This window comes from Streptomyces oceani, assembly GCF_001751245.1.
GTDB lineage: Bacteria > Actinomycetota > Actinomycetes > Streptomycetales > Streptomycetaceae > Streptomyces > Streptomyces oceani.
Genome location: NZ_LJGU01000104.1, coordinates 5362 through 17399, shown reverse-complemented (window position 1 = coordinate 17399; position 12038 = coordinate 5362). Strand labels below are relative to the sequence as shown.

Here is a 12038-nt window from a genome sequence, read left to right as displayed (position 1 = left end):
TCTGAGGGTGGTCGTCCCATGTGGGGGCGGTCACCCGCTTCGGGTGGGTTCCTGGTTCTTCCCCACCGTGGTGGGGGTTGTGCGCGCTGCCAGGGCGTCCCTGGTCTTACGCGCGCTCCGCAGGCGTTTACCTCGCGCGTTGCCGCGCGAGGGCCCCCGGTCCGGGGGTGGGTGGTGCGGTCGCCGCGAGGATGCGGCGGCCTTCGTATCGGACGTTCCGGCCCGCGTTCCAGTCGCGGTCGTGGACGGTTCCGCAGGTCGGTTCGGGGCATGTCCAGATGCGGACGTTGAGCGGCTTCTTTCCGTCCCGGCGTCCGCATGCGGAGCAGATCTGGGAGGAGGGGAAGTCACGGGCGACCTTGGTCAAGGAGCGTCCGTGTCGGATCGCTTTGTACTCGCAGAACATCACGAACTGAGCCCAGCCGGCGTCGTGGACGCTCTTGGCCAGCCGTGTGCGCGCCAGTCCTCGCACGTTCAGGGTCTCGGTGAACACCGCTTGGTTTTCGCTGGTGAGCTTGTGGGACCACTGGTGGTGGAAGTTCCGGCGCGAGTCGGCCACCTTGGCGTGAGCACGGGCGACTTTGATGCGGGCCTTGTCCCGGTTGTGCGATCCCTTCTTCTTCCGCGACAGCTCGCGCTGCCGCTTCTTCAGCTTCTTCTCCGCCCGCCGCAGGTACTTCGGCGAGGCGATGTGTGAGCCGTCCGCGAGGACCGCGAAGCGCGTGAGGCCCAGATCGATGCCCTGGTCCCGGTCTACTGGGGGAAGCACGTCGGCGGCCGGGTCGGTCTCGACCACGAACGATGCCCAGTACCGTCCGGACCGGTCCTTGACCAGCGTCACCGACGACGGCACGGACGGAAGGTCTCGGGTCCACTTCACCTTGAGGTCGCCGATCTTCGGTAGACGCAGGCGACTTCCTTCGGTGATCGCCCACCGGTCAGATCGGGTGAAGCGGGCGGATTGCCGGTTGTCCTTGCGGGACTTGAAGCGCGGTGGGGCCACCTTGGGGCCCTTGCGTTTGCCGGTCTTGGAGTCCTCGTGCGCCTTCCACGCGGCGTCCAGATCCCGAAGGGTCTGCTGCATCACGCCGACCGGGCAGTGGGTGAAAAACGCCCGCCCAACGGTCTTCTTCGCCTCGGTGACCAGGGTCTTGGACAGGTCGGGGTTCTTCGGCACCCGCAGGTACGGTCCCTCGGCGAAGCGGTTGTCCGGGGTGCCGAGCAGCTTGTTCGCCGCCTTGACCAGCTTGACGCGGGCCAGGGCGTCGTTCCAGACCACACGCCTGCACCCGAACACCCTGGCTGCGCGGGTGCGCTGACCGGGCGTCGGAGAGACGCGGAACTGGTACCGAAGCTGCATGACAATCACTCTACTACCATTGGCTTATGGCTGAGTACCGATCCATCCGGACTGGCAGACACTGTGCGTTCCTCCTTCATGCCCACTTGGTTTTCGTGACGAAGTACCGGCACAACGTGTTCGCTGACCGGCACCTGGACCGGTGCGAAGAGATCATGCGAAACGTGTGCGCCGACTTCGAGACCGAACTGGTCGAGTTCAACGGCGAGACGAACCACGTGCACCTGCTGGTGAACTTCCCGCCCAAAGTCGCCGTCTCCAAACTCGTCAACTCCCTCAAGGGAGTCTCATCCCGCAGGCTCCGCCAGGAGTTCCCCGATCTCGTCCAGCACTACTACCGGGCCAACAAGCTATGGGCCGGTTCGTACTTCGCGGGCTCAGTGGGGGATGCCCCGATCAGCATGTTGCATCAGTACATCAAGCAGCAGAACCAACCGCTGTAGGTAGTGGACACTGTTCCACCCTGGCAGCGGAACAACTATCCCTGCCCTGCTCCACAGGAAGCCGACTTCACCACCGGGCTGAAACCCGGTACCCCCGTCAGTTCATCCGGTGGCACACACGTGTCCTGATCCCGCTCGCCGTGTTGGCGGGGGCGTCGCTGAGCGCGCCGGTGGCCGCGTACGCCGTACCAGGCACGTCCTGGACCAGCGGCACGTCCGGCGACACGACAGCGGCCGGCGAGACCTCCATCCCGCACGAGGTGGGCCGCTCGGCCGCACGGTCCGAGCCGCACCAGGCGCCGGGTCGGTCCGCGAGCGGCGGCCGGGGCGGATCGAGCGGCAGTGTCAGCTCGGGCGGGCACAGCGGTTCCGTCAGCTCCACCGGCGGCCGAGGCGGAAGCCGGAGCGGCGGCTTCGGCAGCGGTGGCCTCAGCGGCACCGGTGGGGACGACGACCTCGACGACGGTGACTGTGCCCCTAACGACGGTTCCAGCGACTCGTACGGCGGCTGCGGCGAGCAGGACGACTGCGAGGAGTACGACACCGGTTTCGGCTCGGACGACGCGTACGGTGACAAGTCCGGTTCGGACGACAATGACCTCATCGTCGTCACGTTGGTCGTGGTCGGGATCATCGGTGTCATGGGGGGGGATCACGCGGTTGGCCATGCGGAACAGCGGTTGAGCCCACCGCGGTGCGCTCATTCCGTTTCCCTCCTGTTCCCCTCGACGCCCGACAGGCGTACAACAATCGGCAGCGAAGCACCGACCAGCGCGCGTCGAGAGGGGCAGAAGTGGAACGGCGCACCGTGTTCAGGCTCTCCGCCGCCGCCGGGACGGCGGGAGTCCTGACGCTCGACCCGGTGGCCTTCGCGGCCCCGACGGCACCGTCCGACGACGGAGCGGGCGAGCAGCCCGACGACCAGCCCGGCGAGCGGTCCCGCACCGTCCGTGGCCACCTGCCGGCGGGCGCCCCGGACTGGGTCTATCTCCCGGTGGAAGTCCCCGAGGGCATCCGGGAGTTCGCGGTGTCCTACGACTACGACAAGCCGGAGGTGCCCGCCGGCACCCCGGGCAACGCCCTGGACATCGGCGTCTTCGACGAGCGCGGCACCCGCCTCGGCGGCCCTGGCTTCCGCGGCTGGTCGGGCGGCGCCCGCACGGAGTTCGCCGTCAGCGCGGACCGCGCCACCCCCGGCTATCTGCCCGGCCCCGTACGCGCCGGCACCTGGCACGTCGTCCTCGGCCCCTACACCGTGGCGCCCCGGGGCCTCGACTACACGGTCACCGTCACGCTGCGTACCGACGCGGCCCGAGGGTCCGAGCGGCACCGGAAGCCCCAGCGGCGCCAGCGACCCGCGTACCCGCCGGAACGGACGCGGGGCCGGGGCCGCGACTGGTACCGCGGCGACTGCCACCTGCACACCGTCCACTCCGACGGCGAGCGCACTCCGGCGCAGGTGGCGGCGGCCGCGCGGGCCGCCGGTCTGGACTTCATCGCGACCACCGAGCACAACACCACCTCCGGGCACGGCGCCTGGGAGGGCCTGTGGGGCCGGCACCCGGACGGCGAACTCCTCGTGCTGTGCGGCGAGGAGGTCACCACCCGCAACGGCCACTACCTCGCGCTGGGCACTGACCCGGGCACCTTCGTCGACTGGCGCTACCGCGCCCGGGACGACGCGTACGCCCGCTTCGCGCGCCGCGTCCACCAGGCCGACGGGCTGGTGGTGCCCGCGCACCCGAACTGCCCCTTCGTCGGCTGCCAGTGGAAGTTCGGCTACGCGCACGCGGACGCCGTCGAGGTGTGGAACGGCCCCTGGACACCGGACGACGAACTCGCCCTCGGCGCCTGGGACAACGCCCTGGTCGCCGGGGACGACTGGCTGCCGGCGATGGGCAACAGCGACGCGCACCGCGAGGGTCAGGACGTCGGCCACCCGCAGACCGTCGTCCTCGCCGCCGACCTGTCGCGCCGCGCGCTGCTGGACGGCGTCCGGCACGGGCGCAGCTATCTCGCCGAGTCCTCCCGGATCACGCTGAAGCTGTCCGCCTCCGGTCCGCGCGGCGAACACGCCGGTATCGGCGACCGGTTGCGGCTCGAGGCGCCGGACGCCGAGGCGGCGGTACGGCTGGAGGTGGCCGGGGCGCCGGAGGGGGCGCGGGCGCGGCTGCTGACCGACCAGGGTGAGCTGCGTGCCCGGTCGGTGTCCGGCGACGGCACCGTGACCTGGTCGACGACGCCCACCCGGGCGACGTACGTACGCGCGGAGTTGCGGCATCCGCTACGGGACGGGGACGATCCGGCGGTGCCCGGGCGGATGGCGGCGATGACGAACCCGCTCTGGCTGCTGCCGGGCGGGCCTGGCCGGTGACCGGTAGCCGATAGCCAGTGCTCGGCGGTCGGCAGCCACACCACCGGCCGACTCATCGGAGGTGTCCGCGGGACGTCGGCCGGTCGCCGACGCCGACGAGTTTCGGCCACCCCCGCTCCCCGGTCGGGCGGTACGTGCGATGGTGGTCTGCCGGCTCACCGACGGCACGGTACGAACCGCCGCCCGAGCGGTGGCCTCGGCACGCCCTGCCACCCGCGATCGCCGTATCCGGAACGCCCTGTCAGCCGACGGACCCGGTAGCCGCCAAGCCCTTCGGAGGCCACGTCAACAAGAGGTGAGAGTAGTAGTCCTGACAAAAGGTCAGCTGTCGCACCTCGATGCGCCGGCATACGAATGCCACAAGCGGGTACATCCCGTCGGATGCGGCCGGTACCGTGCTGACGTACCGGGCCTTGACAAGGCACACTGGCCGGTGCGGAAGCGGAGCGCACTACGGCAGGGGGCACCATGACCGCCGGACGCCACCCGAGCGGAGCCACCGGGGCGCGGTTGGAGAGCCAGCTGCGGTTCACGGTGCTCGGACCCGTGCGGGCGTTCCGCGGTGACACCGTCCTGCCCACCGGATCACCCCAGCAACGCGCCCTGCTCGCCGCGCTGTTGCTTCGTGGCGGTCACACCGCGACCGTCGAGGAACTGATCGACGCGTTGTGGGGCGAGGAGCCACCGGACCAGGCCAAGGCCACCCTGCGGACGTACGCGTCCCGCATCCGCAAGGCCCTCGCGCCGGACGCCGACGTGCTGGCCAGCGAGTCCGGCGGATACGCCGTGCGCATCGCCGCCGCCCGCGCGGAACTCGACCTGGACACCGCCTCGTCGCTGGTCACCGACGCGGAGAAGGCCAGCGCCGCGGGCGACCGCTGCCGCGCCCGCGAGCTGTACGACGCCGCCCTCGCCCAGTGGGACGGCGAGCCGCTGGCCCAGCTGCCCGGACCGTACGCGCAAAGCCAGCGCGTACGCCTGGGGGAGTGGCGACTCGGACTGCTGGAGCATCGGCTCGACCTGGACCTACAGGTCGGTTGCCATGCCGAGGCGGTGTCCGAGCTGACCGCGCTGACCGCGGCCCATCCGTTCCGGGAGCGCCTGCGCGAGTTGTTGATGCTCGCCCTCTATCGCGGTGGCAGACAGGCCGAGGCGCTGGCGGTGTTCGACGACACCCACCGGCTGCTGACCAACGAACTGGGCGTGGACCCACGCAGCGAACTCTACGAACTGCGGCAGCGCATCCTGGAAGCGGACTCGGAGCTGTCCCTGAAGGTCGAGGAGCCCGCCGCTCGGAGTGGCCACGGCAGCGCCCCGCGTCCCGCTCAACTACCCGCTACCGTCGCTGACTTCACTGGTCGCGTCGCCTGTGTCGCCGAGCTGGGCGACCAACTCGCCGCTTCCGAGGGCACGGTGATGGCGGTGTCAGCGGTGGCCGGGATCGGCGGCGTCGGCAAGACCACCCTGGCCGTGCACGTCGCGCACGCCGCGCGGGAGCACTTCCCGGACGGTCAGCTGTACGTCGACCTACAGGGCGCCGGGCCAACCGCGTCGGAGCCCGAGGCCGTCCTGGGCGCCTTCCTGCGCTCCCTCGGCACGCCGGACGCCGAGATACCGGACGGCGTGACCGAACGTGCCGCGCTGTACCGCTCGCTGCTGGCCGGCCGCCGCGTGCTGACCCTGCTGGACAACGCGCGGGACGCCGCCCAGGTGCGTCCGCTGCTGCCCGGTACGGCCGGCTGCGCGGCCCTGGTGACCAGCCGCGCCCGGATGGTGGACCTGGCCGGCGCCCATCTCGTCGACCTGGACGTGATGAGCCCGGAGGAGGCCATGACGCTGTTCAGCCGGATCGTCGGCGCCGAACGGGTCGCGGCTGAACGGGAGGCCGCGATGGACGTCGTGGCTGCCTGTGGCTTCCTTCCGCTGGCGATCCGGATCGCGGCGGCCCGGCTGGCCGCCCGGCGCACCTGGACCGTCTCCAACCTGTCGGCCAAGCTCGCGGACGAGCGCCGCCGGCTGGACGAACTCCAGGTCGGCGACCAGGCCGTGGAGGCGACGTTCGAGGTGGGCTACAGCCAGCTCGACCGGGAACAGGCGCGCACCTTCCGGCTGTTGGGTCTCGCCGACGGCCCGGACATCTCACTGCCCGCCGCCGCGGCGCTGCTGGACCGTACGAACGAGCAGACCGAGGACCTGCTCGAGTCGCTGGTGGACATCTCGCTGCTGGAGTCCGCCGCACCCGGCCGCTACCGCTTCCACGACCTGCTGCGGCTGTACGCCCGCACCTGCGCCGAGCGGGACGAACACCCGCCCTCCGAGCGGGACTCGGCGCTCTCCCGGCTGCTGGACTTCTACCTCGCCACCGCCACCGCCGCCTACGCCCTGGACCAGCCCGGCGAGCGGATGGTCGAGCACCTGGCGCCCACGGCGACGCCGGGCCTCGGGTTCGTGGACCAGGCGGCGGCGGTCAGCTGGTTGTTCGCCGAGTCCGCGTGCTTCCTGGCGTGCGCCCGCCAGTTGGCGCACGGGAGTCATCTGCGGCGCGCCGTGGACCTGTTGATGGTCACCATCGGGCTCGCCGAGGCGGGTGTGAACCTACGGCCGTACGAACTGGCCGCCGAGGAGTTGAAGGAGGCCGCGCACACCGCCGAGGACACGCACGCGGAGGCGCGTGCCCACTCCCTCCTCACCGGCCTGTGCCTCACCACCGGGCGCTTCGAGCGGGCCGACGAGGAGGCCCGCTCGGCGCGGCTGCTCGGACTGGCCGCCCAGGACCCGGTCTCGGCGTCGTACGCGCTCAACGACCGTGGCATCGTCGCCAACTACCAGGGGCGGTACGCCGACGCCGAGGCGTACCTGAGCGAGGCGCTGGTGGCCTTCCGGGACTACGAGAACCGAACCTCGGAGGCCAGCGCGCTGTGCAACCTGGCTCGGGTACGCATGGCGATCGGTCAGTACGACTCCGCCATCTCGCTGGCCCGGCAGGCCATCGAGGTCCACCAGAGCGACGACCACGAGATGCGGCTGGCGAACTGTCTGTACACGCTCGGGACGGCGTTGGCGATGGCCGGCCGCGTGCCGGAGGGACTCGACGCGCTCAGCCAGGCACTGTTGATCTTCCACGAGAGTCGACAGGGGCAGTGGGAGGGCACCACGCACTTCCGGATGGCCGAGGCGCATCTCGCGGCCCAGCGCCCCGGACAGGCCGCCGCACACGCCGAACAGGCCCTGGCACTACGGGTCATCGGCGGGGACTGGCGACGCGCCACGGTGCTGCTGGTGCTCGGCAAGTCGCTGCACACGCTGGGCCAGAAGGACCGCGCGGCGGCGATCTGGCGGGACGCCCTCACCGTCTTCGAGCAGTTGGACCGGCCGGAGGCGGACGAGGTCAGGGAGCTGCTGACGCCCTCTGTTGCCGCGTAGTGACCTGACGCGGACACTCCCCGGACGGGTTGGTGACTGACCGCCTATCAGACGTTAATCGATCGTTTATCGCGGCCCGCCATGCTCTTATGTATCGAGCCGTCGCCGCGGGGGGCAGGCGGATCGATGGGGAACGGTCACCCTGTCCCGCAGGGGTTTGAGCGGCCCTGATAGCCCGTCCGGCGGCCCACGGGGGAGTCGCCGGGCGGGCGCTGCCAGACAACCTCAAGGCCAAGGAGCCACCATGACCACCAATGAGGACAAGATCACGCCGGAGCCCAAGCCCAAGGACGGCGAGAAGACCACCGACAACCGGCACGGCACCTCAGAGCCGGCGGACGTGGGCAGCAAGAACCGTCACGGCACTTCCGTGCCCTCGCACCTCAGCACCAAGAACCGGCACGGGACGTCGGAGCCGGCCACGTAGTTCGAGCATCGATCATCGGGGGACAGACGGCCCGGCATCAGCGGCGAGAGGGGGCTGCTGAGGCCGGGCCTCACTGTGCGTACAAAGCTGTCCGAAACGCGTCACTAATCGGCCAGCGATCGGGCACAGGCTGTACAAGCCCGTCGTGTCCCGGACGGGCAGTCGACGTGCACCCCCTCCCCCGTAGGCAGGAGTTACTGTGACCCGCGCCAAGAAGATTCTCGTCCTCAGCGCCGTGACCGCCGGATTCGTCGTGACGACGGCCGGGCCGGCGCTGGCCAGCCAGCAGGCCACGTCCGTGGCTGACCAGCACAGTTCGGTGGAGACGCTGGGCAACCGGCATGGAGCGTCCGAACCGTTGGTCCTGGGCACGGACGCCGAGACGGACAACCGCCACGGGGCCTGAGGCCCGTGGCGCCTGGGGCCGGGCCGGAATCCCCGGGTCGGCCCCGCGCCGCTGCTGCGCCGAACCGGTTGAGCACGCCTCATGCCGGGCGACACCGCGCCACCGAAGCAGCACGGCGAGGGGTTACGTACGCCCCCAGCGCGGAAGCGACCGCACGACGCGGGGACGGCGGAACGTCCGGGCTCCCGGACAACAGCCAGGAGACGTTCTCCCGGGCCCAGGATGATCCCGAGGCAGCCGACGGACATCGCCCCGGCGGCAGCACGCTCCTTGGAGAGGCGGCACAGCTCGCCGCGACCCTCGGCAACCGATTCGCGGACGACCCGCACAAAGCGTTCGCACGCGCTGGTTCATACGCCTGCCCGGCCCGCTGTGCCTGTCCGAGTCCGTGTCCGACCGTAGCCTCTTGACTCTCACACCGTGTCAGGACCTTCGCTCGGAGACATCATGCTCACCATCGGAGACTTCGCCCGGCACGGCCGCGTCTCGGTCCGGATGCTGCGTCACTACGACGCGACCGGACTGCTGCACCCTGCCCATGTCGACCCCACCACCGGCTACCGCTACTACACCGCCAGCCAGTTGGCGCAGCTCAACCGCGTCATCGCGCTCAAGGACCTGGGCTTCACGCTCCAGCAGGTGCGGGAGATCGTGGCGGAGAAGGTCACCACGGAGCAGTTGCGCGGCATGCTGCGGCTGCGGCGGGCCGAGCTGGAGGCCACCGTGGCCGCGACGACCACGCGGTTGGCGCGGATCGAGACGAGGCTCCGAGCGATCGAGAGTGAGGGACACATGCCCACCAACGACGTCGTCATCAAGAGCATCCCGGCCGTGCGGGTAGCGGAGCTGACCGCCACCGCCACGAGCATGGAACCCGAGTCCATCAGTCCTGTCATCGGACCGCTCTACGACGACCTGTTCGAACTCCTTGACGCGGCGGGCATCCCGCCCGCCGGCCCCGGTATCGCCTACTACGACGACTCCCCGGACGGCGAGGGCCGAATCAGGGTGCACGCCGCCGTCCAGGTCTCCGCCCCGCTCCAGGTCTTCGAGTTTCAGGTGCTCGACCTGCCTCCCCTCGGCCAAGCGGCGACCATCGTGCACCACGGCTCGATGGACACCGTGCTACCGACGGTCCAAGCCCTGGCCCGCTGGATCGACGACAACGGTTACCAGTCGACCGGATACCCCCGGGAGATCAACCTGGAGTGCCCGGAAGTCCGTGACGACTGGGTCACGGAACTCCAGACGCCGCTCGCCCCGGCCCGACCGACGAGCACCGACGGCTGACCGTGGGCGTACGCGACCGGAGCGGCCCCGGTCGCGTACGCCCACGGCCCGGCGTAGCTTCGGAAGCGGACGACGCACGGTGTGCGCGCCGCCCGCACGGCACCCGCGCAGCGGAAACGAGGCGAAGCCGATGCTCCTGAAGCGCATGCTCGGCTCCCTGCTCGCCCTCCTCGGAGCGGCGATCGCGGTCGCGAGCCCGTTCCGTTCCTGGTACGCCGGCCGGCACGGCCAGGACTACCGGATCGGCGAACTGTTCACCCCGGACGGCGTCTCCGGGGCCGACGCCGCGCTGATCGGCGGACTGTTCCTGCCGATGGTCGTCGCCGCCCTGTTGACGCTCGTCGCGGTCGTCCTGCGCTCCACGCTCACGGCCGCGTTGGCCGGGGTGATCGTGCTCGGCGTGACCGTCCTGTGGATGGTGCGCCAGGGGCAGGCGGCGGGCAGCCTCACCGCGGGCGGGGACAACGGCCTGGGGCTGGGCCTCGTGATGGCGCTCGTCGGCGGGTTCGTGCTGCTGACCGGCGCCGTGCTGATGAAGGGGCCGCGCCGCAGGCGGGCGCGGCACCGGATGGCCGACGAGGAGCGGCGGCGGCAGCGCGTGCGGACCGAACCAGCGCGGCCGGTGGCACCCGGACAGCCAGCGCAGTCAGCGCGGCCAGCGACTCCGGCCGGCCCCAGCCCCGCGGAGGCGGACGCCCGGAACACCCGGAGCACCCCGGCCCGTACGGACACCGAACCGGTGGACGAGCGGCCCGCGCGGGACGGCGGCGAGCCGGCGACCGGCCCGGACGGCGATACGGCCGATCACGAGCGCGCACCCGAGCCCCAGCCTCAGCCCGCACCCGAGCAGCCCCAGCACGAGCCCCAACCCGAGCCACTGTCCCAACGGCTTCTGGAGCGCGTACGACACCCGCGACGCACCGACCAGGACACGCGGGCCGGACGACACGGCCCGAGCGGACAGGGGCACGGCGACCACCGGGACGCGGCCTGAGCGGCCACCCGGACGCGGCCGGCCCAGCCAGGGGGGCTCAGCCGGATCTGGACTGGCCGGTCCCCTTGGCGGCGTCCAGGGCGTACACGCACCGATCCCTGCTGCACGCGTACACCACTCCGCCGGCGGCTACCGGGGAACCGGTGATCTCGCCGCCAGTGGCCAGCTTCCAGCGCAGCTGTCCGCCGACCGCGTCCAGGGTGTACAGGCAGTGGTCCGCGGAGCCGAAGTGCACCCGGCCGCCGGCCGCGACCGGCGCCCCGATCACGTCTCCACCGGCCGCGAAGCGCCAGCGGGGCGTGCCGCTCACCGCGTCCAGGGTGTAGAGCGCGCCGCCGCTGCCCAGATGCACGAGGCCGTCCGCGACCACCACCGGCTCCGTGGTGTGCCGGGCCTCCGTGGCGATCCGCCAGCGGTCGTTGCCGTTGGCGGCGTCCAGGGCGTAGACCGTGCCCAGATAGTCCGCGAGGTAGACACCGCCGCCGGACACCGCGGGGCCAGTGACCAGGGTGGGGGCGCAGAGGAAGGCCGCCGGGCCGTCGAAGCGCCAGCGCTCGGCGCCGGTCGTCACGTCCAGCGCGAAGACCCGGGAGCCGGCGCAGACGTACACCGCGCCGTCGTCACCGGCGGAGAGGCGGACGGGGACACCGCCGGTCACGGAGGCGTCGCCGACCGGATACGTCCAGCGCTCGGCGCCCGTACGGGCCTCCATGGCGTACAGCCGTCCGTCTCCCCAGACGTAGGCCGTGCCGTCCAGGATCGTCGGGCCTGCCTCCGGGGTCTCGAAGTCGGCCTGGGCTCCGGTCAGTTCCCACAGCTTCTCGCCGCTGGCCGCCTCCCACGCCTGTACGCCGCCGCCCCGGGTGCCGGTGAGCAGGGTGCCGCGCTCGGCCTTGAGGGAGTACACCCAGCCTTCCGTGGCGAGTCGCCAGCGCTCCGCGCCGTCGGCGGCGTCCAGGGCGTACAGGCTGGGGCCGTCGGAGGCGTGCACCCGACCGCCGGATACGGCCATGGACCACGCGACCTCACGTGTCTTGAACTGCCGCCGACCGCTCGCGATGTCCAGGGCGTGCACCTCGAAGGAGGTGACGTAGAGCAGGTCACCGGCCACCACCGGGGTACCCCACACGTCGTTGGACATCCGGAAGCGCCAGGGCCGCCAACGCTCCGGGGCGTGGCCGTCGGGCGCCGGAAGACCGTCCGGCGAACCGGCGGTGTGAGCCGGCGGACCTGTCGGAGCGCCGCCGGGCGGCGCGTGGGACGGCGCGGAGGGCGAGGGAGGCGCCGGGGCGTGCTGTACGGCGCTGGACCCCTGCTGTAC

10 protein-coding genes are annotated in these 12038 nt (G+C 71.4%); 7 read left to right on the top strand and 3 right to left on the bottom strand.

Annotation, left to right across the window (positions count from 1 at the left end; translation table 11 throughout):
- Window positions 1-127 precede the first annotated feature (127 nt).
- Complete coding sequence (locus tag AN216_RS03945) at window positions 128-1360, bottom strand: RNA-guided endonuclease InsQ/TnpB family protein (RefSeq protein WP_070195179.1); 1233 nt, start codon at window positions 1358-1360, stop codon at window positions 128-130.
- 26 nt (window positions 1361-1386) lie between these two features.
- On the opposite strand from AN216_RS03945, the gene tnpA reads away from it, so the two are divergent.
- A complete protein-coding gene (tnpA, locus tag AN216_RS03940; protein ID WP_070195178.1) occupies window positions 1387-1803 on the top strand; it encodes an IS200/IS605 family transposase in 417 nt (138 codons plus the stop codon).
- Between the two features lie 97 nt (window positions 1804-1900).
- Here the strand turns inward: tnpA and AN216_RS28555 are convergent, their stop codons facing one another.
- Window positions 1901-2185 (bottom strand): hypothetical protein, encoded by a 285-nt coding sequence (locus tag AN216_RS28555; RefSeq protein ID WP_139140849.1) that lies wholly within the window; start codon window positions 2183-2185, stop codon window positions 1901-1903.
- Window positions 2186-2596: 411 nt separating this feature from the next.
- Here AN216_RS28555 and AN216_RS03930 point away from each other — a divergent pair, with 411 nt between their 5' ends.
- The 6 genes from AN216_RS03930 (at window position 2597) to AN216_RS03905 (ending at window position 10717) form a co-directional block, all read left to right on the top strand.
- Window positions 2597-4177, top strand: a complete 1581-nt coding sequence (locus AN216_RS03930; protein WP_107401882.1) for a CehA/McbA family metallohydrolase — start codon at window positions 2597-2599, stop codon at window positions 4175-4177.
- Window positions 4178-4645: 468 nt separating this feature from the next.
- Entirely contained in the window at window positions 4646-7600 is a 2955-nt protein-coding gene (gene afsR / locus AN216_RS03925) for an SARP-family global regulator AfsR (protein ID WP_070195176.1), read from the top strand.
- A gap of 244 nt (window positions 7601-7844) precedes the next feature.
- Window positions 7845-8027: a hypothetical protein gene (locus AN216_RS03920; protein ID WP_070195175.1), complete on the top strand. Its 183-nt coding sequence runs from the start codon at window positions 7845-7847 to the stop codon at window positions 8025-8027.
- Window positions 8028-8226: 199 nt separating this feature from the next.
- The gene (locus AN216_RS03915; RefSeq protein ID WP_070195174.1) at window positions 8227-8433 is read left to right on the top strand and encodes a hypothetical protein; all 207 of its coding nucleotides are present in this window, start codon (window positions 8227-8229) and stop codon (window positions 8431-8433) included.
- Between the two features lie 447 nt (window positions 8434-8880).
- The gene (locus AN216_RS03910) at window positions 8881-9723 is read left to right on the top strand and encodes a MerR family transcriptional regulator (RefSeq protein WP_070195173.1); all 843 of its coding nucleotides are present in this window, start codon (window positions 8881-8883) and stop codon (window positions 9721-9723) included.
- Window positions 9724-9853: 130 nt separating this feature from the next.
- A complete protein-coding gene (locus AN216_RS03905; protein ID WP_070195172.1) occupies window positions 9854-10717 on the top strand; it encodes a hypothetical protein in 864 nt (287 codons plus the stop codon).
- A 37-nt stretch (window positions 10718-10754) separates the two neighbouring features.
- On the opposite strand, the gene AN216_RS03900 is transcribed toward AN216_RS03905, so the two are convergent.
- The coding region (locus tag AN216_RS03900) for an outer membrane protein assembly factor BamB family protein (protein ID WP_170843018.1) at window positions 10755-12038 on the bottom strand (1284 nt) is incomplete at its 5' end.